Source organism: Heliobacterium mobile, from assembly GCF_009720735.1.
Lineage (GTDB): Bacteria > Bacillota > Desulfitobacteriia > Heliobacteriales > Heliobacteriaceae > Heliobacterium > Heliobacterium mobile.
On record NZ_WNKU01000006.1, the window covers coordinates 41,915 to 65,552 of the forward strand.

Annotated in this window: 21 protein-coding genes; 9 read left to right on the forward strand and 12 right to left on the reverse strand. The window is 50.4% G+C overall.

The genetic code is table 11. From position 1 onward, the window contains the following. Positions 1-207 precede the first annotated feature (207 nt). The 6 genes from rbsB to GJ688_RS07130 all read right to left on the reverse strand — a co-directional run bounded on the left by rbsB (position 208) and on the right by GJ688_RS07130 (position 6,069). Positions 208-1,143: a ribose ABC transporter substrate-binding protein RbsB gene (gene rbsB, locus GJ688_RS07105; RefSeq protein ID WP_155475855.1), complete on the reverse strand. Its 936-nt coding sequence runs from the start codon at positions 1,141-1,143 to the stop codon at positions 208-210. A gap of 168 nt (positions 1,144-1,311) precedes the next feature. Beyond that, a complete protein-coding gene (locus tag GJ688_RS07110; RefSeq protein ID WP_155475856.1) occupies positions 1,312-2,253 on the reverse strand; it encodes an ABC transporter permease in 942 nt (313 codons plus the stop codon). Next, positions 2,250-3,749: a sugar ABC transporter ATP-binding protein gene (locus tag GJ688_RS07115; RefSeq protein WP_155475857.1), complete on the reverse strand. Its 1,500-nt coding sequence runs from the start codon at positions 3,747-3,749 to the stop codon at positions 2,250-2,252. The genes GJ688_RS07110 and GJ688_RS07115 overlap by 4 nt, the downstream gene beginning before the upstream one ends. A gap of 28 nt (positions 3,750-3,777) precedes the next feature. Beyond that, positions 3,778-4,170, reverse strand: a complete 393-nt coding sequence (gene rbsD / locus GJ688_RS07120; protein WP_155475858.1) for a D-ribose pyranase — start codon at positions 4,168-4,170, stop codon at positions 3,778-3,780. Further along, a complete protein-coding gene (rbsK, locus tag GJ688_RS07125; RefSeq protein WP_155475859.1) occupies positions 4,167-5,069 on the reverse strand; it encodes a ribokinase in 903 nt (300 codons plus the stop codon). Before rbsK ends, rbsD begins: the two co-directional genes overlap by 4 nt. After that, entirely contained in the window at positions 5,038-6,069 is a 1,032-nt protein-coding gene (locus GJ688_RS07130) for a LacI family DNA-binding transcriptional regulator (protein ID WP_155475860.1), read from the reverse strand. The genes rbsK and GJ688_RS07130 overlap by 32 nt, the downstream gene beginning before the upstream one ends. A gap of 431 nt (positions 6,070-6,500) precedes the next feature. Here GJ688_RS07130 and GJ688_RS07135 point away from each other — a divergent pair, with 431 nt between their 5' ends. The 3 genes from GJ688_RS07135 to GJ688_RS07145 all read left to right on the forward strand — a co-directional run bounded on the left by GJ688_RS07135 (position 6,501) and on the right by GJ688_RS07145 (position 10,583). Next, on the forward strand, positions 6,501-7,976 hold the full coding sequence (locus GJ688_RS07135; RefSeq protein WP_155475861.1) for a protein adenylyltransferase SelO: 1,476 nt from the start codon (positions 6,501-6,503) through the stop codon (positions 7,974-7,976). Positions 7,977-8,049: 73 nt separating this feature from the next. Beyond that, positions 8,050-8,409 (forward strand): NifB/NifX family molybdenum-iron cluster-binding protein, encoded by a 360-nt coding sequence (locus GJ688_RS07140; RefSeq protein WP_155475862.1) that lies wholly within the window; start codon positions 8,050-8,052, stop codon positions 8,407-8,409. 98 nt (positions 8,410-8,507) lie between these two features. Continuing rightward, positions 8,508-10,583, forward strand: coding sequence for a thioredoxin domain-containing protein (locus tag GJ688_RS07145; RefSeq protein ID WP_155475863.1), 2,076 nt, complete (start codon positions 8,508-8,510; stop codon positions 10,581-10,583). Between the two features lie 70 nt (positions 10,584-10,653). Here the strand turns inward: GJ688_RS07145 and GJ688_RS07150 are convergent, their stop codons facing one another. Then, complete coding sequence (locus tag GJ688_RS07150; RefSeq protein WP_155475864.1) at positions 10,654-10,908, reverse strand: hypothetical protein; 255 nt, start codon at positions 10,906-10,908, stop codon at positions 10,654-10,656. Positions 10,909-11,135: 227 nt separating this feature from the next. Between GJ688_RS07150 and GJ688_RS07155 the strand changes: the two genes are divergently transcribed. The 4 genes from GJ688_RS07155 to GJ688_RS07170 are packed head-to-tail and all read left to right on the forward strand — an operon-like array spanning position 11,136 to position 14,726. Then, a complete protein-coding gene (locus tag GJ688_RS07155; protein ID WP_235910832.1) occupies positions 11,136-11,756 on the forward strand; it encodes a sigma-70 family RNA polymerase sigma factor in 621 nt (206 codons plus the stop codon). After that, the gene (locus GJ688_RS07160; protein ID WP_155475865.1) at positions 11,753-12,883 is read left to right on the forward strand and encodes a DUF4367 domain-containing protein; all 1,131 of its coding nucleotides are present in this window, start codon (positions 11,753-11,755) and stop codon (positions 12,881-12,883) included. The genes GJ688_RS07155 and GJ688_RS07160 overlap by 4 nt, the downstream gene beginning before the upstream one ends. 13 nt (positions 12,884-12,896) lie before the next feature. Further along, on the forward strand, positions 12,897-13,850 hold the full coding sequence (locus GJ688_RS07165) for an ABC transporter ATP-binding protein (RefSeq protein ID WP_407928943.1): 954 nt from the start codon (positions 12,897-12,899) through the stop codon (positions 13,848-13,850). A 15-nt stretch (positions 13,851-13,865) separates the two neighbouring features. Further along, positions 13,866-14,726, forward strand: a complete 861-nt coding sequence (locus tag GJ688_RS07170; RefSeq protein WP_155475866.1) for an ABC transporter permease subunit — start codon at positions 13,866-13,868, stop codon at positions 14,724-14,726. A 47-nt stretch (positions 14,727-14,773) separates the two neighbouring features. Here the strand turns inward: GJ688_RS07170 and GJ688_RS07175 are convergent, their stop codons facing one another. Further along, positions 14,774-16,720, reverse strand: coding sequence for a [Fe-Fe] hydrogenase large subunit C-terminal domain-containing protein (locus GJ688_RS07175; RefSeq protein WP_155475867.1), 1,947 nt, complete (start codon positions 16,718-16,720; stop codon positions 14,774-14,776). Between the two features lie 204 nt (positions 16,721-16,924). Continuing rightward, positions 16,925-19,000: a methyl-accepting chemotaxis protein gene (locus GJ688_RS07180; RefSeq protein ID WP_155475868.1), complete on the reverse strand. Its 2,076-nt coding sequence runs from the start codon at positions 18,998-19,000 to the stop codon at positions 16,925-16,927. 217 nt (positions 19,001-19,217) lie between these two features. Between GJ688_RS07180 and GJ688_RS07185 the strand changes: the two genes are divergently transcribed. Both GJ688_RS07185 and GJ688_RS07190 read left to right on the forward strand, forming a co-directional pair. Beyond that, entirely contained in the window at positions 19,218-20,027 is an 810-nt protein-coding gene (locus tag GJ688_RS07185; RefSeq protein WP_155475869.1) for an MBL fold metallo-hydrolase, read from the forward strand. A gap of 22 nt (positions 20,028-20,049) precedes the next feature. Next, positions 20,050-21,210 carry an ATP-grasp domain-containing protein gene (locus GJ688_RS07190; RefSeq protein ID WP_155475870.1) on the forward strand — a complete coding sequence of 387 codons (1,161 nt, stop codon included), beginning with the start codon at positions 20,050-20,052 and terminating at the stop codon, positions 21,208-21,210. 234 nt (positions 21,211-21,444) lie between these two features. Here GJ688_RS07190 and GJ688_RS07195 read toward each other — a convergent pair whose 3' ends face one another. From GJ688_RS07195 to GJ688_RS07205, 3 genes are all read right to left on the reverse strand, one after another. After that, positions 21,445-22,158 carry an ATP-binding protein gene (locus GJ688_RS07195; protein WP_155475871.1) on the reverse strand — a complete coding sequence of 238 codons (714 nt, stop codon included), beginning with the start codon at positions 22,156-22,158 and terminating at the stop codon, positions 21,445-21,447. A 79-nt stretch (positions 22,159-22,237) separates the two neighbouring features. Next, a complete protein-coding gene (locus tag GJ688_RS07200; protein ID WP_155475872.1) occupies positions 22,238-23,332 on the reverse strand; it encodes a PP2C family protein-serine/threonine phosphatase in 1,095 nt (364 codons plus the stop codon). Further along, positions 23,332-23,637 carry an STAS domain-containing protein gene (locus tag GJ688_RS07205; RefSeq protein ID WP_170291765.1) on the reverse strand — a complete coding sequence of 102 codons (306 nt, stop codon included), beginning with the start codon at positions 23,635-23,637 and terminating at the stop codon, positions 23,332-23,334. The genes GJ688_RS07200 and GJ688_RS07205 overlap by 1 nt, the downstream gene beginning before the upstream one ends. Between the last annotated feature and the right edge of the window lies 1 nt (position 23,638).

The window sequence follows — 23,638 nt, forward strand, 5'->3', positions numbered from 1 at the left end:
TCCAATACATTTTTTCTGTTCATTTTCATCATTGGTAAATTGTTCTTCTCTTGAATTCAGAGATATCCCAATATAGATTTTTTTCTGTTACACGGGAAATCGGTAGCAAAAGTCGCTTCCTATAGACATAAAAAGACCGTGAGCACGCAATAGCTCACGGTCTAAAAGCAACATCAGACGCTATGTGTAGTTTCCCTTGCAGCGATCCTACTGTTTCGTAACCAGTTTCAGGTCGACAGGAATTTTGGCTTCCACTTTTTCTTTTTTCACTACTTTTTCGGCTGTTTTTACACCAATCTCTCCGATGAGTTTCGGCTGTTGGGCGACGGTGGCGGCCATTTTTCCGTCTTGAACGGCTTTAACCGCATCGGCGCCGCCGTCAAAACCAACGACGATCACGTCTTTTTTGGCAGCTTGCAGCGCTTGGAGAGCGCCGAGAGCCATTTCATCGTTATGCGCGAAGACAGCTTGGACATCGGGCTGGCTCTGCAGGATGTTTTCCATAACGGTCATCCCTTTGGAGCGGTTAAAATCGGCCGGCTGCTTAGCGACAACTTTGATATCTTTTTGGGTGTCGATGACAGCATGGAAACCTTGGCCGCGATCGCGAGCTGCAGAGGTTCCGGCAATCCCTTCAAGTTCTACCGCTTTACCTTTGTTGTTCAGTTTTTTGGCGATGAATTCACCGGCCAGTTTGCCGCCGGCTACGTTATCAGAGGCGATATGAGAGACAACGGTACCATCGCTGACACTGCGGTCAAGAGTGACAACCGGAATGTTGGCTTTGTTGGCGTCTTTGACAGCCGTGACCAAACCATCACTGTCTGTGGGGTTTAACAAGATGATGTCGACTTTTTGCTGGATCAGGTCTTCCACCTGAGAGACTTGTTTCGAGGCGTTGTCTTGTGCGTCTACGACAACCAGCTTCGCTCCGATCTTGTCGGCATAGGCTTGGGCGCCGTCACGCATGTCGACGAAAAAGGGGTTGTTCAATGTGGACAAGGCGAGACCAACCGTCAATTTCTTTTCGGCGTCGGCAGCCGGTTTTTGTTCTGCTTTCGGCGAACTTCCGCAACCAGTGACTACGCTGACCATGAACAGGGCCATGGCCACTAAGGCAGCTAATTTCCAGATACGTTTCATTCCTGATTCCCTCCGCTAATTTTGTTTTTTGGATACTCAAGCTTGTTCACGATGATGTCAAGGCTTTTGCAGAGCAGGTTCTAGACTGTTCGAATAGGAATAGATCTTTGGGTCCCCATAGGGGGTCCTCTGTACCCCTGCTCTCCTATGTACCGTTACCGGTCCACCTCACCCCCTCGCAGCTTTTCGGCGGTCTAGCAGTACCGCGATCAAAATCACGATGCCTTTCACCGCTTGCTGATAAAAGGAAGAAACATTTAATATATTCAAGCCGTTGTCGAGTACCCCGATGATCAGGGCACCAACCAGGGTGCCAAGCACGCCGCCTGCCCCCCCGGAGAGGCTTGTCCCCCCCAAAACAACCGCTGCAATCGCGTCCAACTCATAGCCGGTACCTGCCGTCGGTTGAGCCGACATGAGACGCGATGTCAAGATAGCGCCAGCGAGCCCAGCCAGCAACCCGCTGATTCCATAAACCAGAACTTTGTAGAGGTTTGTTTTGATGCCGCTGAAGATGGCGGCATCTTCATTTCCCCCGATGGCAAAGACACGCCGGCCGATCGTCATCCGGGTTAGAATAAACCAGGCTAAGATGACTACCGCAGCCATGATGATGACCGGGGTGGGAATGGGGCCTACATAGCCGCCGCCTAAGTTGCTGAAGGTTTCCTCAACGGCGCGAATCGGACGGCCTTCCGTATAAATCAGGGTAGCTCCCCGGAACAAGGTCATCGTACCCAAGGTAGCGATAAAGGGCGCTATTCCTCCATAAGCGATAAAGAGGCCATTGACCGTACCCGCCAGTAGACCGAGGACACAAGCGTAGATCACGACGACAAAGGGATTCATCCCCACCGCTAGTGCACCTGCGGCCAATGCACCAGAAAAAGCTAGGATCGATCCGACAGAAAGGTCAATTCCTCCTGTGAGGATGACAAAGGTCATCCCTACGGCCAGTAAGGTGTTGATGGAAACCTGGCGGGCTACGTTCATCAAGTTTGACGGGGTGAAAAAGCGGTCCGACATGAGCGTTAAACCGATGCAAATCAAGATGAGGCCGATCAAAGGACCAATTTTATACCGCTGAATCCATATTTTCAGGTTCTTCATCGTACCCCTCCTGTCGCACAGCGCATAAAGTTCTCTTCTGTGATCGTTTCCCTCGTGAAGTGACCGGTGATTTTGCCTTCGTACATGACGTAGATACGGTCACTCATGCCCATGAGTTCAGGCAAATCTGACGATATGAGCAAGATGCCGATACCTCGTCCAGCCAGTTCATTGATGAGTTGGTATATTTCTACCTTGGCCCCCACGTCGACACCGCGAGTCGGTTCGTCGAGAATAAGTAAGCCCGGTTCTGTTTCGAGCCATTTACCGAAGACCACTTTCTGCTGGTTGCCGCCGCTTAGACTGCTTACGGGCTGGGTTACGGACGCCGTTTTGATCTTCAGACGCTGGACATGCTTGTCCACCATCTGCCGTTCTCGCCGCCGATTGATAATCCCGAAACGGGAACGCTTTTCCAGCGTCGACAGGGCCAGGTTCTCGAGCACGCTTCCCATGAGGACAAGGCCTTCATCTTTTCGATCTTCCGAGACTAAGGCGATTCCATGGCCAATGGCTTCCTGAGGGTGTCGGAATCTGCCCCGATGGAGGTTCTTCTGGCCGAGGTTGAGCTTGATTTGACCCTTCACCGCATCGAGGCCGAATATGGCCCGGGCCAGTTCTGTCCGCCCGGCTCCCATCAGTCCCCCGATACCCACCACTTCACCGGCGCGAACTTCAATGCTTACGTCGGCTAGCTTCTCGTTGCAGAAATTGTCTACCTTCAGGATCTGCTCTCCTAACGCTGCGGCGACCTTCGGAAAGCGGTCCTCTACTTGGCGCCCTACCATGAGGGCCACGAGTTCATCCATATTCGTTTCGGCAATGGAACGAGAAGCGATGTATTCGCCATCTCTCAGCACCGTCACTTGGTGGCAGATCTGAAACAACTCTTCCATGCGGTGTGAGATGTAGATGATCGAGACGTCATGGTCGACTAAGTTGTTCATAATCGAGAAAAGCTTTTCTTTTTCAATCTCAGTTAAAGCAGCCGTCGGTTCGTCCATGATCAGCAGCTTTGCCTTTTTCGAAAGGGCTTTGGCCACTTCCACCAGTTGCTTTTCGCCGACGCTTAATTCTTCGACCGGTGTCTTCGGATCGACTTTCAACCCAACCTGTTTCAGATAGCCCGTAGCCGCTTCCAGCAAAGACTTCCAACGGATCTGCCCAAAACGGGTAAATGGCGCTTCGTTTCCTAAAAAAATGTTTTCCGCTACGCTCAATTGAGGAACGAGGTTGAATTCTTGGTGGATCATGACGATTCCCAGTTCTTCCGCTTTTCTAGGACCGTCGATGGTTACAGGCTGACCTTGATAGATGATCTCTCCGCTGTCCTTGCTGTAGATGCCGGTCAAGATTTTCATCAGGGTCGATTTTCCGGCGCCGTTTTCTCCCAAAAGGGCGTGAATTTCCCTTTTTCCCACTTGAAAATTGACATTCTTCAAAACTTTCGCACCGGGAAATTCCTTACAAATCCCTTGCATCTCCACTACCGGCATGACGTTCTCCTCCTTTGGACGGTCGGTGCTAAAAAGCCACGCCGGCATACAAGAGGATGTTGGCGTAGGGGGTCCATTCCCCTGTCCGAACGATGGCTCGGGCTTGACGACTGCGGACTTTCAATTGTTCATGGGATACGGCTTGAATCTCCACTGGCGTCAGTCGTTCCGTTATTTGCTCGACGAGCCGGTGATTCCCTTGCAGTTCTTCTGCAACGATGGCTCTTTCCACCACCATTTCAGAAAGGATGGCATCCAGAACGGGCAAGAAGGGAGGCACACCTTCTGACACGGCCAAATCGATACAAGCGACACCGGGAGGCACAGGCAGTCCGCTATCGGCAATGATGAGCAAATCGCCATGACCTAAGCTTGCGATCATTGCAGCCAGTTCCCGGTGCAACACACCTTGCTTTTTCATGTATGTTCCTCCAAAAATTCAAGTACTTCATTTCGATGAGGTAGTGACGTTTGCGCGCCCGAATGGGTGACAGACAGGGCCGCTGTCGCGCTGGCGAAACGTAAGGCTTCCGAAATCGGTCTCCCCTCAGCAAGGGCAACGCTAAATCCGCCGACAAATGCGTCACCGGCAGCCGTAGTATCGACGGGCTTTACCTCGAAGGCGGACTGAGAACGGGAACCCTCTTCGTCGATAAAGAGGAGTCCTTTATCACCCAACGTAACGATCAATGTTCCGTTGATTTTATGAAACAGCTTTTCAAAACCATCTTCGGGCTCACCGCCGAGCAAAAGGGCTTCGTGCTCATTCGGGACCAGGTAATCGACCTGGGACAGCCATTCTTCTGGAAGAGACTGGACTGGTGCCGGATTGAGGATCACTGGTTTTCCAAAGCGCTTTCCCAATTCAATGGCTTTTCCTACGGTCTCCAGCGGCACTTCCAGTTGGAGCACGACGACGTCACACCCGGCAAAGGCTTCCTGAGCAGCCTCCAGGTCAGCCGGGCCAAGTCTGTAGTTTGCGCCTGGGACGACGACGATCTGGTTGTTGCCAGCGGCGTCCACATTAATCAGTGCGACGCCGGTTGAATCATCGACTTCTTTTATGTAGGTCGTCTGTAAACGGTTGTTTTGGAAATACTGAAGCATTTCCCGTCCGTAGCTATCCTTGCCGACGGCCCCGATAAAGCTCACTTGCGCCCCAAGTCGCGACGCCGCCATGGCCTGGTTGGCGCCTTTGCCTCCTGGAACGGTAGTAAATCGACTTCCCATGACCGTCTCCCCTACATGGGGAATCCGATCGGAATAGCAAACCAAGTCCATATTGATGCTACCGATGACGAGAACGTGAGGCGTTTTCATGGCATGCCCTCCTGGTCGAGGATTTTCGGATTTCCAAAAGGGGTTCCAATTCAATATGTTGGAATTCGGGCTGATTCCGCTCAATCGAATCGAAAAGAAGCTGAATGGCCCTTTCCCCCATCCGGTACGTAGGTTGGACGACGGTGGTCAAGGGCGGGTAGACATACCGACTCATCGCAATTCCGTCATAGCCGACGACAGCGACATCACGAGGTACTCTGATGGAAGCTTCCCGAAGCTGTTCCAAAGCACCGATAGCCATCAAGTCATTGGCACAAAAAATTCCTTCTACCTGGGGGCTTCTGCGCAGTAATTCTGCAGCCGCTGCCTTTCCCGTGGTCATACGGTAATCTCCGCCCACTACCAGTTCCGGCAAAAAAGGAATCCCTGCTTCATCTAAAGCCTGCCGGTAACCTTGCATCCGCTGGCGAGCTGAAACAGATTGCTCTGGGCCGGCAATATGGCCGATGATACGGCAACCTTGAGCTAGGAGATGACTTGTCGCAACATAAGCGCCCTGGATGTTGTTTGAACTGATGGAGTGCATGTCTAACGCAATGGTTCGATCAATCACAACAATCGGCGGAAAAGTGGCAGCTATGGAAGCCAGATAGGATTCACTCAGTTTTGTTCCTACCAGAATCACTCCATCGACGCACTGCTGCTGCAGCACCGACAGGTAGACTTGTTCTTTTTCTTCGTCCCAGTCCGAATTACACAGGATGATATTATATCCACGTTTGTGGGCCTCATCTTCTGCTCCGCGTACGACTTCCGGGAAAAAGGGGTTCGTAATATCGGGAAGGATCAACCCGATGGTTTTCGTCTTCCGTGTCACGAGGCTGCGAGCGATGCGATTTGGCTGATAGTTCAGAGAACGGATAGATGAGAGTACCCGTTCTTCTGTTGTCTTATCGACGTAACCGCTTCCGTTGAGCACCCGGGAGACTGTCGATACAGAAACTCCCGCCAACTTGGCGACATCTTTGATCGTGGCCAAGGCCGGTTCCTCCGTGTGGTAACGTTTTCATAGAGGTAAATTCGCGACGACTCGTCTTTTTCCTTCCGAAATTTCGACAAATTGAAACAAAAATTTCAATCTCAAGCGAAAAAAGAAGGGCGTGAGCACGAAACTGTGCTACGCCCTTCTTTACTGCTTTTACCCCTTTTGGTGAGTACTATTATGTTATATCTTCGGCATGACGATATGGAAATAACTTCACTAATTGGCTAAAATGGCATCGCTATGGTCCAAATAAAGGATTCAAAAAGAGCGGCCATATTTTTTTGGTGAAAGGATTATTGCGTATACTACGATATATAACAAAAAACAATAGTCGAATCAACCTCGAATCGAAGCGGAGAATATTTCAGAACAAGCGAACTGTAAGGAAAATCTAGTCATAATTGGGCTAAGCCTAAGGAGATAAGATGACAAAAGGAAAGTCTATATTGGAAACTGGGTGGAATTTCGACAATAGCTATTCCCGCTTGCCAAAGTCATTTTTTTCGATGGTTAACCCTACTCCCGTACGCTCACCAAAGTTAGTCATTCTCAATGCTCCCTTGGCAGCTGAACTGGGTTTACCTGTCGAGGCACTGCAAAGTGAAGATGGGGTGGCGGTGTTTGCCGGCAACCGGGTTCCCGAAAAGGCTTTGCCTCTCGCTCAAGCTTATGCAGGCCATCAATTCGGACATTTTACGATGTTAGGGGACGGGCGGGCAATACTGCTGGGCGAGCAGATCACTCCCCTCGGTAAGCGGATTGATCTTCAGCTCAAAGGTTCAGGCGTAACCCCTTACTCTCGGCGAGGTGATGGTCGGGCAACACTGGGACCGATGCTGCGTGAGTACATCATCAGTGAAGCGATGCATGCGCTCGGTATTGCGACCACCCGCAGCCTCGCCGTCGTGACAACGGGCGAGACAGTCCTCCGTGAAACCAAACTACCGGGTGCCGTTCTCACTCGCGTGGCGGTTAGTCATTTGCGCGTTGGTACTTTTCAGTACGTTTCCCATTGGGGTACCGTCGACGATCTCCGGGTCTTGGCGGATTATGCCCTCGAGCGCCATTTTCCGGACATCGAGACCGATGAGAACCGCTACCTTTCATTGCTTCAGGAAGTGATTCGTCGTCAGGCGGTGCTGATTGCCAAATGGCAATTGGTCGGTTTTATTCATGGGGTGATGAACACCGACAATATGACCATCAGTGGAGAAACAATTGATTACGGTCCTTGTGCCTTTATGGATACCTACGACCCGGCAACCGTATTCAGTTCGATTGACGTCCATGGCCGCTATGCCTACGGTAACCAGCCGTCTATCGCCGGGTGGAATCTCGCCCGTTTTGCCGAAACCCTATTGCCGCTGTTGCATGAGGACCAGGAACAGGCTGTCCAAATAGCCCAGGAAGCAGTCGCAGATTTTGCCAATCAGTATCGTGAGCATTGGCTTGCGGGCATGAGAGCAAAACTGGGAATGTTTCCTGCAGAGAGTCAAGATGAATCCCTTTTTGAAAGCCTGCTTTCAATGATGCAGAAGTATCGAGCCGATTATACCCATACTTTCCGAGCTTTAACTTTGGATAAGCCCGAGGATACAGTTCTCTATGGAACCCCAGAATTTACTCAATGGCATGAACTGTGGCAGGCGAGACTAGCCAGGCAGCAAGAATCGAGACCATCCACTCATCAGTTGATGCAAAAGAGCAACCCCGCTGTAATCCCTCGGAATCACCGGGTAGAAGAGGCATTGGAGACCGCCGTGAAAGAAGAAAATTATTGCGTGATGGAGCGTCTGGTTAATGTTCTCTCCAACCCCTACGACCCCTCACCGGAACAGGAAGAATACGCCACCCCGCCGGAACCAGCGGCTATCCCTTATCGAACCTTTTGTGGAACCTGATAGGCAAGGCCATTCTGTTTTTGTTCAATCTGGTAAATTCCGCTGCAAAAAGTGAAGGAGGCTCGGTAAATCTATGTCGATTCTAGCTATACCTGTGGAAGGCGCTCAGGTGTGCGACCATTTCGGTCATAGCAAGTCGTTTGCTTTTATTCGGTTGGAAGATGGAAAAATCGTAAATCAAGAAATCCTCCCGACTCCGACTATGCAAAACAGACACGAGGAATTCCCTCTGTGGTTTTCGTCCAAACAAGTAGATGCGGTCATCGTCGTGCGTATCGGTGGCGGGGTCTATAAAACCCTTAAACAGAAGGGAATGGAAATATTTAAAACGAGTCCGGCAAGTCTTGAGGAGGCTGTTCAACGATTCGTGCAGAATACACTCGATAAAGTCCAAGAAGATGAGCTAGTCTCCTGCGGTCATAAGCATCATTAAGCAAAAAGATACAGTTTGTACGCTTGCCTAAATCTAATGGGCGAGCGTTTATTGTGTATACTACGTTTATAACGTAACGAACTATGGAGGTTAGGCCCATGGCTGTCATTGGAACCGACCATAAACCCAACCGTCTTCAGAACGAAAAAAGCCCCTACCTCCTCCAACACGCTTACAACCCCGTCGACTGGTATCCCTGGGGAGAAGAAGCCTTCCAGAAAGCCCGTCAAGAAGACAAGCCTGTATTTTTATCTCTAGGATACTCTACCTGCCACTGGTGTCATGTCATGGAGCGAGAGTCCTTCGAAGATACAGAAGTCGCTAATTACCTGAACGAGCATTTCATCTCCGTAAAAGTCGATCGGGAAGAGCGACCCGATGTGGACCATATCTACATGACCGTTTGCCAGGCGATCACGGGGCACGGCGGATGGCCCTTGACGATCATCATGACTCCGGACAAGCGGCCCTTCTTCGCCGGGACTTATTTCCCGAAACGTAGCCGTCGCGGTATGCCGGGCTTACTCGACGTCCTGGAAGCGCTCGTCGAAAAGTGGAAAGAGGACCGAGGACAGTTGGTGGAAGCGGGGAACCGTGTAACCAACATGCTCCAAGAGGAAGTTCAAAACCGGAAAATAGGCACCTTAGACGAAGAAGCGCTGGTAAACGGCTATGAATATCTCTCCAAAAACTTTGACGACCGCTACGGTGGCTTTGGTCACGTTCCTAAGTTCCCCACTCCCCATAACCTGACCTTTCTGATGCGGTATTGGAAGTATGCCAAGGAAGATGAGGCCCTTGCCATGGTCGAGAAGACCCTAAGTAGTATGCGGGCTGGCGGGATCTACGATCATTTAGGTTACGGCTTTTCCCGTTACTCGACCGATGAAAAGTGGCTCGTTCCCCACTTTGAAAAAATGCTCTATGATAACGCATTGCTCGCCTTGGCTTATTTGGAAGCCTATCAGATTACAGAAAGGGACGAGTACGCCGAAACGGCCCGGGAGATCTTCTCCTACATTCTCCGGGACATGACCTCTCGGGAAGGAGCCTTCTATTCTGCCGAAGACGCCGACTCAGAAGGCGAAGAAGGCAGGTTTTATGTCTGGACACCTCAGGAGATCACACAGGTTCTCGGTGAACAGCAGGGCAATCTGCTCTGCCAGTGGTATGATGTGACCGATAAAGGCAACTTTGAGGGAAAGAACATCCTCCACCGCATTGATGCCGAGCAGCGCCCTTATACGGCACCGATGGAACCGGATACGTGGGAAAGGGTCTTGTCCGATTTGCAGCAACAGTTGTTTGTGGTCCGGGAAAAGCGGGTCCACCCCTACAAAGACGACAAGATCCTCACTTCTTGGAACGGGCTCATGATCGCCGCTCTCGCTACGGGCTACCGCGTCCTCCATGACCTATCCTATTTAGAGGCCGCCGTGAAAGCAGCTGACTTCATCTGGATGCGGCTTCGCAACAAAAGTGGACGACTGCTGGCCCGTTATCGTGACGGTGAAGCGGCTTATCTCGGATATATCGATGATTATGCATTCATGATCTGGGCGTTGATCGAACTCTACCAAGCTGATACCAGCCCCCGCTGGCTCCAGCAGGCCTTGGAACTGCAAGAGCAGCAAAACCGCCTATTTTGGGATTCCGAAGAGGGTGGTTACTTCTTCTACGGCAGCGACGCCGAAGAACTGCTCACCCGTCCGAAAGAGATCTACGACGGGGCTACCCCTTCCGGCAACTCTGTCTCAGCCCTTAACCTGCTGCGGCTGGCTCGCCTGACCGGTCGGGAAGATTTTACGGACCAGGCTGAGAAACTGCTGCAAGCCTTTTCTGGAAATATCAGCGCCATGCCTGCCGGGTATACCTTTGCCTTGATGGCCTTGCTTTTCGCCCGTCAACCGGGCAAGGAAGTGGTCGTCGTGGCCGAACGTCCCCGGGAGCACTTCCGTCACGAATTAGAACCGCTATACCGTGTCTTTACCCCGGAAACGGTTTTTCTCTACCGTCTGGCAGGCAAAGAATATGAGGAACTCGCTTCGGTTGCTCCTTTTGTGCGGGAAATGACGGCCAGCGGAGGCGAGCCGACCTTCTACGTCTGTGAGAATTTCGCCTGTCAGCCGCCGACGACAGATATGGCGAAAGTCCGGGAACTGCTCCAATATTAAGCGAGGATCCTCATAAAGACAGCCGTGACAATGACGCGACATTAATAATCGCATCATCGTCGCGGCTTTTTTATCCTCCACCCCGAAGAGTTTTCAGCCGAAACGTTTTAAGCACCGCTTTTAGTGTCACAGCCTCTCCTCGAAACTTCAATTGAGTCACAGGCAACCGAATCACACCGAGCGTAACGAAGGTTTCCTCGGACAAAGATACCTCCCACAGATCACCTTGAAACATCCTGGGAAGTGTTTCAGTGGCGCCTATTTCCAGCAAGGCAGATTGCAATTCGGCTTGAGGAATCCCACGCATCTCAATATTTTCTTCCATGATTTCCTTCTCCTACATGCCTGTTTCTATCGTTCTTATAGGATGAGTAACGTTCCATCTTCCACTTGCTTACTCGTGCAAGATTTATAGCGACGAAAGTATCAACGTTCTGTCCCTTTCGAGAGGTATCCCCCTCTAGCCATGGCGAATTTTATAATGATTCTTTTTCCCCTGTTACTTTTCCCCCGCCTGTGAGGTCTATATAACGGAAACCCAAAAGGGAGCCGTTGCGCAACGGGGTTCAAGGGGGTGGTAGTATCAACGGGTATCCCATCGCCATCTCATCTCCAATTTGTGGTGAGAGTATGAAAGAGGAATTTCAACAATTATATATGGAGATGTTTCCCAAGCTGGTTCGCCAAGCCACTTTCCTTTTGGGGGACCCTTCGGCCGCTGAAGATCTGGTTCAAGAGACCTTTGTCCGGCTGCACCGGGTTGGATTGTCCACCGTCGACCACCGGCCCGCTTGGCTGAGCCGAGTTCTCAGCAACTTGTGCTACAGTTACCTGCGCAGTGAAGGCAGCCGACGGCAGCGGGAGGAAAAGGTCTTTCTTCATTCCACCGCTGAGACCTGCGCCACCGAAACTCTTTCGGCAGAACAGGTGGTTATGGACCGGGAAGAAGTCCGTATGGTCAGTCAAGCTCTGGACCGGTTGCAAGCCCGAGACCGCATGGTACTGCTGCTCAAGTTCTCCGGTTTCAGCTACGATGAGATCGCCGCTGCCACAGAGATCAATCGAAGTTCCGTGGGTACGGTGCTTATCCGGGCTCGAGAACGTTTCAAACGGGAATATGACACCATCTCATCCCAACAGGTTGTTTTAGGAAAAAAGGGGGGAATCCCATGAAATGCCCCGATCGTGGAACCTGGCAGGCTTACGTGGATGATGAAGTAACTGCCGATGAAAAAAAACAACTGCAGGCTCACCTTATTCAATGCCCCCCCTGCCATACCGTCGTAGAAGAACTCGGTGAACTGGAATCGTGGACGTCCCTCCGGCTGGCGACCTACGAATCGGACGCGAAAAGCATCGGAGCCAAATCCGATGGTACAGTGAAGTGGGATCACCGAATTTTGGATACAAAAGCTTACTCTACGGATAAATCAGTAGGAGGTCGCAGAATGATGCAGCACTGGAAGAAATGGGCTGGCGCTGTCGCCGCCGGCGTACTGCTGGCTAGTTCTTTGACGGTCGCACCTGTTCAGCAGGCGATGGCTGACTTTCTCTCCCTGTTCCGCGTACAAAAGATCCAAATGATCAAAGTCTCTCCTGACGATATGGAACAGATGGCCAAAGCCGTCAAAACCCAAGTGGGAGAAGTCAACTTACAACAGTTCGGGAAAGCGGAAATCGTAAAAAAATCAGAAGAGAAACAAGTAAAAATAGCGGAAGCCCAGAAGAAGCTGCCCTTTTCCGTAAAAAAACCAGCTTTCGTTCCCGATGGCTATCATGCACCGGAACAAGTCTCTGTTTTGACGGAAGGCGAAGCCCAATTCAGCCTCGACGTAGAGCAAGTGAACAACCTGCTCAAGGGCTTCGGAGCCACCACCCTGCTGCCCGAGAACCTGAGTGGAAAAACCTTTGACATCCGCATCCCCGCTGGAATGCGTGCGGTCTATAATGACGGGGAAGGCCGCCGCGGTATGACGGTGAGCCTGTTCAGCAGCCCCGAACTGACCGTACCGGAAGGCGTTGACCCCCATCGCCTGCGGTCGGCGCTGCTCGACTTCCCCCTTCTGCCAGAGGATCTGCGCACTCAGTTGGCAGCAATTGAAGACTGGCAAAACACTTTGGTCATCCCCGACACCGGTGAAAATACCGAAAAGGTTATGGTCAATGGGGGCGAAGGGATCTATGGAAAGAGTCCCCGGGGCTTTAGCCATCTGCTCTGGGTAGATCAGGGCGTCATCTACGAAATTAACGGGTTTATGGACAAAGAGACGATCCTTCAGGTAGCCCAATCTCTCCATTAAAAATCTGATTGGGGTGACCTTTTTGCTGGCTATCGAAACGTGCCAATTGACCAAAACCTATCAAGGCCACGGGGGCTGCCGGGATATTTCCCTGGCAGTCCCCTCGGGATGTATTTTCGGACTGCTAGGGCCCAACGGTGCCGGAAAAAGCACCTTGGTCAAAATGCTGGTGGGCCTGCTCTCACCGACCTCAGGAGAGGCCAAGTTGTTGGGACGTCCCATCGAGGATGTATCGGTGCGAAAAAAGGTGGGCTTTTTACCGGAAACTTTCCGCTATCATGATTGGCTCTCCGGTGAAGACCTGCTCCGCTTTCACGGCTCTCTCTTCGGCATGTCCTCTCGGGAGACGAAGGCACGAATTCCAGAGGTATTGCATGCAGTCGGTCTCGCCGATCAAGGGAGCAAACGAGTGGGCGGTTACAGCAAAGGGATGCAGCAACGAATCGGACTCGCCTGTGCCCTTCTCCCCGATCCGGACTTGCTCTTTCTGGACGAGCCTACGTCCGCCCTCGATCCCATCGGCCGAAAAGAAGTCCGCGATCTCTTAGCATCGCTGCGGGATCGTGGAAAGACCATTTTCTTGAACAGTCATCTACTCAGCGAACTGGAAACGGTCTGCGATCAGATCGCCATCATCAAGAAAGGCCAACTGCTCTTTCAAGGCGATTGGAGGGAACTCGCTGCTTCTGGCCAACAGGTCAAGGTAGTGGTTAATGGCGACGCACCCGTTGACATGATTTCCACGCCATCCCCTTCCCACCCGGCTATCCGGCTTCACTCCCAGCAGGTGCTCACATGGGACAACAGCGGTTATCCTCTGCGCAAGGAATGGATCCTCACTTGGAATGGAGACGCTGATGTGCCAGCTCTCGTCAAAAGAATGGTTGACAACGGTTTATCCGTCTATGAGGTGACGCCGATCTCCAATTCCTTGGAAGAACTATTCTTGCAATATGTCTCGGAATGATAGGGGGAGAAGGCTTTGTTTGCAATCGCTCGTCTAACCTTTTGGGAATCATCGAAAAAACGTGTCTTTTTCATCACTTTCCTTCTCTCCGCCGCTTTTCTCAGCCTCTATGGCCTCGCCCTGCGCATGCTGGCCCAGCAAATGGTAACGATCATCGGACCGAATTCAGCTCAGTTGATCGTGAAGCAGATCCTAGGGCAACAGGTCTTAGGCGCCGGCCTCTACTTCGCTTCCTTTCTACTGGCCCTCTTGGCTCTGTTGGCCAGCGTTGGTTCCATCGCCTCGGAGATTGAAAACGGCCTGTTGCAGGCCATTGTGTCTAAGCCGATTCAGCGGCGGGAGATCGTTCTCGGAAAGTTTTTAGGCTACGGCAGCTTGCTGGTCGCTTATGGGATCATCCTGTTTGCTGGAGTGATCAGTGTCAATTTGATCTATAATCAAGCGGCCCTGATATCTTTGACGCCGGGACGGATGATCTTCGGAACGCTCATCTTTATCATGCAGCCTCTCGTACTGCTCAGTGTAGCCATGGTCTTCAGCACCCTCGTCAAGACTCTGCCGGCTGGCATCACCTCGGTTATGCTCTTCGGTCTCGGCGTCATCGGCGGCTTTCTGGAGCAGATCGGCAGCATGGTCTCCCGCACAGACCTAATGAACATCGGCATCGGTATCAGTTTGATCATGCCTGCAGATGCGCTTTTTCGAAAACTCATGTCGGTCATCGCCACGACAGAAACAAATCCCCTGGCTTCTTTGGCTGCCGGTCCCTTTGGAACGGCCGCACCACCGAGCAACGCGATGCTGTTTTATACGCTCTTATACATACTCGCCTGTTTGAGTTTTGCTATATACCATTTTAACAAGAAAGACTTATGAAAAAAGGCCGCTTACCATTGCTAGTAAGCGGCCTTTCGGTTTGTGTTTTAATGTGTTAGATTAGCTTCTTCATTTTTCAACTTTTTCGCTTCGTTCACCAACTCGGCCGATTGCCGTTTGAGAATATCCGCTGTCGATTCGATGGAATGGCTGATTTTTTGCGATACGTCCAATACGTGTCCCGTTTTTTCATCTAATGTTTCTGACTGATTGGCAATAGCCATGATAAATTCACGGATACGCTCCGTTCCTGATGAAGACTGTCCAGCTAATTTTTTGACTTCCTCAGCTACGACAGCGAATCCCCGCCCACTCTCACCGGCACGGGCTGCTTCGATAGCGGCATTGAGCGCCAGCAAGTTCGTTTGAGAGGCGATGTTTTGGATTTCGTCAACGATCGCTTCGGAGTTCTTCGTCAGATCTCGTATCCTTCCAGAATTAGAGCTCAACCGTGACATCTCCCCCACCATTTCCTCAGCACCGGATATGATCGACTGAAAACTGTTAGACAAATCTTCGTTGGTCGTACCGATTTGGGCTACCGTTTCAGCCACTTGCCGGTTCAACTCGATGAGACGTTCGTAGGTTTGTTGTACACGATTCCGCTCTTCCCGGTTAAGCTCAGCCAGATTTTCCGCTTTTTCTGCCTGTTCGGTCATCTGTTCCAAGTGTCTTTCCGACTCTTTTAAAAGGTAATACTTACAACTTTGGATGCGATTTTTTCCGTCAAAGATCGCTTGAACCATCGACTGGCAATTACCGTAGCCACAGCTTTGGCAATTGATGTTTCGCTCCGCCTCGGTTACCTTGTGGAGTTCCAACCAAATCTGTTCTTCGTCCGCTCTCGACATGGTTCTTGATGAATTAACAGAAGATTTATCGTTGTACTTTCGGGAAAAATCCAGCCCTTTTTGGGACAACTCGTCATAGACCTTTTGCAAAGGATCTTTTCCCTTGGTGAACAAGCTTTTTTTCTGTTTATATTTTTCTATCTGTGCCGCTTTGCGTTCTTCCATGATGCAGTCCACTTGGTACCGGGTCAAGTCGTGAGTGGTGCCGGGACCGACGTTGCACCCGTGAAGGCAATTGAGAATATCCACAAGAACAGGTGCCTTACCGCGGCGGATATCTGCTTTCAATTGGGGAATGTATTCCGTATACACCTCGTGTGCTCCTTCTACACGAGGTACATCGGCTTTACGCACCGGTACCCCAAAACGGTTAAAGGTCTCCGTCAATCCTCCCGGTTGGGAATAGACGACAGCTCGTTCCGCCTCCGGTGTATCAAAAGTGGACGTGCCTAACTTTCGAAGATCAATGCCCTTTTCGGCAAAGTATTTGTCTAAGGTCGCAAAGGTTATGTTATATGAGATAGCCCCTTTGGTGTTCGGGTCATGAAATTCCCGCCGTTTTGCGAAACAAGGACCGACAAAAGCAAGCTTCAAATGGCGATAGTCGGACTGACTCTTGATCCATATGGCCGCATCTAAGGCGGGGGAATGGGTCGGAGCCAGATAGGGAATTAGGTCGGGATGATAGGTCTCTATAAAGGTGACGATGGCTGGGCAAGGCTGGGCGAGCATGGGGCGGGGACCGCCTTGTTGTAAGGCTTTTAGGTACATATAGGTGGTAATCTCAGCTCCGAAGCTGACATCAAAAACCGCTTTAGCCCCTATCTGCCGGATGGCTAAGATCAACTGGGGTAACAAGTTCGGATAATTGACAGCTGCAGCCGGTGCGAGCAACACTCCTACGGCCTCACCTTTTTTTATATCTTGCAAAAATTCGGTAAAATCATCCACTCCTGTGCGGGCGTGGTGACCTTTTTCCCGGCATATACGAATGCATTCCCCACAGCCTATACACAAGTCATCGTTGACAGAGACGGTATTCGCTTCGACAATATTGCACTGTTTTACCGGGCAGACTTCCAAACAAGCCAAACAATTCTGGCACTTCTCTACATCAACCTCTATCACTTTAAGCAAGCCCAAGGTAATCCATCCTTCCCTCTTCCTCCACCCGTATTATATATAGCCGTTCGCCTCCAAACGTTTCTTTGTCAATCTATTCTTCTCCAATGTATTAATTTCCTTTTCCCATAATTGCCATGACGAAAAAAACTTCTTCACAAAGAATACACACCTTCAGTCAGCAGCCTTACCTCGGTGCTTCCTGAAGGTGTGTAACGTTAATATCTATGCTTCAACGGTAAATTGATGTACATTGCGAACCAATTCTCTCGACGTTTCCGATAATTCTTCTGCAGATGTTACGATTACTTTTAAGCTCTCTGACTGCTGCTCTGAGGCGGCCGCAATCGCACCGAGTGATGTCGATATCGTTTGAGATGTATCTAACAGTCGTTTTACAATGGCATCATTTTTATTGACGATGATGTGGTACGTGCTAACGATTTGAGACAAATTTTCTTCCATTTCCTCGACTTTATCATTAATCAAATCGAAATTGCTGCCGGCCCCCTTGACCCGTTGTACCCCTTGTTCCATCAACCGTGAACTTTCACCGATAGCTGAAACCACTTTCTTCACATTGGTCTGGGTAGCAACGATCAGATCTGTGATCTCCTTGGTCGCCTTGGATGTTTGATCTGCCAGTTTCTTAATCTCTTCGGCGACTACGGCGAATCCTTTGCCATGTTCGCCGGCTCGAGCCGCTTCAATCGCCGCGTTTAAGGCGAGTAAATTGGTCTGGCTGGCAATCGCCGATATCATCTCTAGAATCTGCCCAATTTCCGTAGCGCTTTGATCCACTTCATCGATGACGACATTCATCTTTTGCGTAAACTCTTTGATGCGTTCAATGTCACTGACGACCTTTTCCATATCGTCGGTGCCCTGTTGTGCAATTTGAACCATGTGGTGGGCGAATTCTAGAGATTCCTTAACCTCTACGGCTACATGTTCCATCTCCATATAGACCTCTTTGGAGGCTTGAAAAATATCGGAAGTCCCTTGATTGTTGGTGCCTGTCGCTTGCGTGATATCGTTAATACTCTGGGTGACTTGGTCCATGGCCAGGGAGCTCTCAGATGCCTGATTCCAAACGGTTTTGGCGGACATTTCTACCCCTTCTGATTGTTTCCGAATGTCCTTCACCAGATACCCTGTGCTGCTGACCATATGATTGATGTTCGCCGCCAATCGGCCCAACTCATCATCACCGGACACTTCAACCTGTTCTGTTAAATCACCCTCGGCGATCTTTTTGATGTTCTCTTCGATTTTCTGAATAGGCTCGGTGATGGACTGGGCTAATCGGAAAGCGACAAAAACGCTGGCGATGATGATCAGCGACGCCAGGACGATGTTTTTGACGACGAAATCGGTAATCATCGCCATGGCTGCTTGTTTCTCTTGAACTGTAATGACAGCCCACCGGTCAGAATAGCCAGGCATTTGTACAGGTATATATGTACTAAAATAGGTGTGTCCATTTTTGTCACTATATTCTAGGGAATTGGACTCGCCCGCTAAGGCTTTCTTCGCCACGTCTTGAAGTGCCACTGGGACATCGATGGGCAGTTCTTCCGTCTTTTGGTTCCCACTTGCATCGACGACCACTTTGCCTTGACTGTCTTTAACCAGTACTTTCCGTGTCATCGTTTTATAATTGTACGTTTCCGATACTTGCGTTTTATCGGGGTGGGCGACAACGGTTCCTTCACTATCGATGATGTAGGCATATCGCCCTTGTTCTCCGATGGAACCTTCCACTAGGTCTTGAAGAGCATCCAGTTTCAAGTCGCTGCCAAAAACCCCGGTGAGTCGTCCCTCTCGATAGATCGGCAAAATGACCGATGAGACAGCCATATTTCCGGTCATCGAATAGTATGACTTGCTAACAAAAGGCTTGTCCGGCGCAGCCATGATTTTTTGAAACCACCAGCGGTTAGCTCGGTTCGCCAGATTTCCACTGCTCCGGGCCGTCTGCATCCCATCAGTTCCTTGAATATATAGCAGGTCAAAATAGGGATTGCTCTTGATCGCCGTCGTGAGCACCTGCTTTTGCTTTTCTCCGTCAAACCCGATTACGTCATTATTTTGTGCGAGGAGTTCAGAAACGCGGTAGGCCTTTTCCATAAAGGTCTGCACGTTTTTTGCTACCGTGGTTGTGATGACCCGGTTATTCTCGATCATGTATTGGGAGTAATCGCTTTTCAGCATGAAGTAACCCACCAAATTATAGGTGAGAAAGGGGACTGTAACGAGAAATAAAAATGCAATCAACAACCGTGTCTTTATGGAACCCATAGATACCCCTCACTTATTCCATCAATCATTTTACCGGTTATGTTCATTCTATTCGGTCTGCAACAAATAATTTGTCGAATCCTGTAATGAACGAATAATATTTCTAAAAATTATAAACTTTTAATTCTTCCTTAACGTGTTTGTCCCGTTTAGCTCGAATAGGTTTCTTCCATTTGTATATCCTAAGCAGTAAATCCACATCGGGAGGCCCTTTTGCATGAGTCATCCTTCCAGCACTGAAGTGGCACAGGACGTTTTTTATGTAACCAATATGATGGTAAATGTCTGTTTCCTCAGAGATTCCACTAGGCAAAACGATTGGGTTCTGGTCGATGCAGGTCTACAAAATGCAGTTGATCCGATTCGTCAGTTTTCCAAAGCTCAGTTGGGAAAAGAGATCGCCCCGAAAGCGATTGTGCTAACGCACGGGCACTTTGACCACGTCGGCGCCCTCCCTGAGTTGCTGAAGAATTGGCACGTACCGGTCTATGCCCACGAGGCGGAGCTGCCTTACCTGACGGGCGAATCGGATTATCCACCTCCCGATCCCTCTGTGGGCGGCGGTTTGTTAGCGAGTGTATCCTCGGTGTATCCTCATCACGGCATCAATTTAGGCGAACAAGTACAGCCTCTGCCCGCGGACGGAAGCGTACCCTATCTCTCGGGCTGGCGATGGATTCACACACCCGGTCACACGCCCGGTCATGTCTCACTCTTTCGCGATCAAGATCGCGTTCTCATCGCCGGCGATGCGTTTACGACGGTCAAGCAAGAATCGGCTTGGGCCGTGTTGACGCAGGACAAAGAGGTTCACGGACCGCCGTCTTACTTTACCATCGACTGGGTGTCTGCTCGAGAATCAGTGAAGAAGTTGGAAGCACTCCATCCTAGAGTGGTTGTCACTGGACACGGACAGCCGCTGCAAGGAGAATCTTTACGAACTCAGCTCGATGCACTCGCTGATGACTTTGCCCATCTCGCCGTTCCACCGCAGGGGCAGTATGTTCCCGAGCAATGGAAACGGTAAGTCCTTCAGGAGGATTCAACGCTTGAACATCCTTTTTCTGTCTCCCCACTTCCCCCCCAACTACTATCGCTTCTGCCTTCGCTTAAAAGAGCTAGGAGCAACCGTTCTCGCTATAGCTGACGAGCCTTTTGACCGTCTGCGCACAGAGTTGCAACAGGCCCTGACGGAGTATCGCCAGGTCGATAATATGGAAGATTACGATCAACTCTTGCGGGCTTGCGGCTATTTTACCTATCGCTACGGGAAAATGGACCGGATCGAATCTTTGAACGAACATTGGCTCGCCGGGGAGGCACGCCTGCGCACAGACTTTAACGTTCCTGGGATCAAAAATAAGGACACCGCAAAGATCAAGCAAAAGTCGGAGATGAAAAAAGTATTTCGTTCCGCCGGCATTCCTGTCGCTCAAGGCGGGATCATTCCCACGATAGAGGCAGCGCGGCAATGGATTGCGAAGTTGGGCTATCCGGTGGTGGTAAAACCGGATATTGGGGTAGGGTCTGCGAAGACATACCGGTTGGAATCAGACCGGGACCTGGCACAGTTTTTCTCCGAAAAACCATATGTCGACTATGTCCTGGAAGAATACATCGAGGGAACGATTCATTCTTTTGACGGGATTACCGATAAGGACGGCCGGTTGCTTTTCGTCGCTTCCCATGTGTACAGCCAGGGCGTCATGGAAACGGTCAATGAAAAACGACATGTATCCTTCTACTCGGTGCGGCAAATTCCTGAGGACCTGATGGAATTGGGCCTGCGGACACTGAAGGCGTTCGATGTGAGAGAGCGATTTTTTCATTTTGAATTCTTCCGTACTAGCGATGGTTCCCTGGTCGCTTTAGAGGTAAATATGCGCCCGCCCGGCGGGCTCACCTTAGATATGTTCAACTTTGCTAACGATATCGACATTTATGGGCTCTGGGCTCAGTTGGTCATGGATCCTTCTGTAACCTTTACCTATGAGCACAAGTATTATTGTGCCTATGTGGGCCGCCGGTCGAGCAACTCCTACGTGAACTCTCATGAGGAAGTGCTTACACGTCTAGGAGATCTCCTCTGCCACCATGAGAGGCTCAGCCCCATCTTTCAATTGGCCATGGGTGATTACAGCTACCTGGTCCGTTCCACCCGGTTAGCCCAACTCCGAGAGGCCGTCGATTTTATCCTTGCGGTACGTTGAGGCAGTTCCCTTTGGGTTAACTCATAAAACCACTGAGCATTCCGTTGAAAAATTAATCTTGTACTCGGCGATGAATTAGGCATTTAAATACAGGTAACACTTATCGATTAAACACAAATGACCCGTAAGAGAGCACTTTTCAAAGTGTCTCTCTTACGGGTCACAGTTCAGGGAAAGTCACTAACTGCATAATAATGTCCCAGACGGTGAAGCGCATGAAAATTATGGCTCTCTCTATAATTCCCCCTCTAACCCAACGACCGTTCCTTCCGCACCGGACCAGATCATCACCCTATTGCACCAGTGCAGCATAATAAAAAAACCGGACCCCAACGAATCCGATGTGGAATACCCGTTCATCAACGCCGCCTTCGGTAGATCCTCCAAGGCTATGCCATCTCCCGAATCGGCCACCCAAAACCGTATACGCCTCGGTTTTCCCGGGATCTCCCGTAACCAGTACTCCCCGCCTTCGGCATGTTTGATCGCATTCGTCAACGCTTCCGATGCACAGAGTAAAAACATATTCTCCCGTTTCAGCGCCTCTGTGCTCCTATCCTGAACTTTGAGCGCCGCTTTCGCTTGAAGGCGCATCTTCCGGATATCTAAAGGATCCTTCACCGTCCCTTGAATGATCACAGACCCTTCTTGCATCCACTGCTCTTTTTCATCATCGTTCATTACAATCAGATGTCCTTGCGTACTCGCATACATCACCTCCCGGTATACTTTGCGTTCATAATCGTGCCGGTGCCGTTCCTTCCACAGAACGTCCGTAACGTCCAGCGCAAGAATACTGCCGAGCCCCGTCGATACCGGCAAAAAGTGCACGTCATAATACCGTCCATCCCATTCCAGAAGTTCTCGTTTGGCCGCTTGTTCTCGCAAGGCTGCCTGGATCCCACCAGTTAAAAAATCTTCCGGCAGTCCTACTCGGACCTCCTCCATCTCCTGTAGGATTTTACCGTTATATACCCAAAAGCGGCTACTGGAAAGCCCTCCTATAAGTTGTTTTATTTTATCGATGTTACTCCCTCCTCACTACAACCGCTGTCATATCATCCCACCGTTGTTGACCTTCCGGATATGCCCGGGCAGCCTTAAAAATCCCATCGAGCATTTCTCGAGCCTTCAAAAGCCTCGCCTGTTGAACCACTTTAGCCAAGCCCTCTTTACCTAACCCACGTCCATCTGCTTGCCACGAATCCAGGATGCCATCCGAGTACAAGAGCAGTGTATCTCCAGGTTGAATCGCTTGAAAATTAACTGTATAGCCCGGCTTTTCTGTCATTCCCAACGCGGGCCCTTTTCCGCTCAAAAACTCTGCTTGCTCGCCATGAATTCGTAACGCTGGGTGATGTCCGGCATTAACGTATGTAATTCGGCCACTTTCTACATCGAGAACCATAAATAACATGGTGATAAAGGCTCCCGCGTGATAAAGATCCCGGAATAAAGACTGGTGAATCCATTCCACCGTACTTCCTGTGTCTCGGTACCGAGCCGCCGCCTGCCGTATCACCTGCCTGGCCATGGTCATCCACAAGGCCGCTTGAACGCCTTTCCCCATCACATCGGCAACCACTAGAATAACCTTTTTCTCCTCTTGAATAGGGATGATATCATAGTAATCGCCGCCCAGCGCACGAGCGGGTATACTCCGTCCAAACACCTGCCACCGGGTCGGAGCAATCCAATTTTTCGGTGCCAGCAAAGAAAGCAGATTGGCGGCCAATGTCTCCTCTTTTTCTCGCTCTAGCCGCCGGGCCTCAGCCGCTCGCAATGCGGTTACATCACGCAACACCAGCATAATTCCTTCAAATTCGCCGACTCCACCATACATGGGTGATGTAATCACCTCATAAAACCGCATTTCCTGATTCAGCCGTATCTCCTTGGTAAGTATGGAGGAGTCCATTTTTCCCGCATAAGCACCCACATCGAGCTCAACCCAGGAAATCAGCTGAGCCAGACGTTCCTCCATAGACTCACCCGGAAACAACTGCAACACTTTTTCGGCTTCTTGATTCCACTCCGGCAGCTGCTTATCGGCGTAATAAATAAACACTGGCGTCGGATACAACCGCGCTACGTCGATGGCGGAGAGCGTTCCATTTCCCATTACTCTGCCCCCACTATTCGTAATACCCCGATTAAATCCAGCACATCTCCGATTTCCTCGTTATAGCCAGTTAAGCGAACTCGCGCTCCACGTCCCTGGATTAAGCGAATCATCTGCACCAGGGCGCCAACACCGGTTGAATCCATAAATCCGATGTTGGCCAAATCGAAAACCATCTTTTCGAAGGATACCGATGCGATATACTGTTCGACTTTCGTCTTAAACAGATTCGCCGATGCCATATCCAGATCTTCGTTCAACTTGCATATGAGAACAGTCCCGTTTTCTTCAAATTGTATATTCATC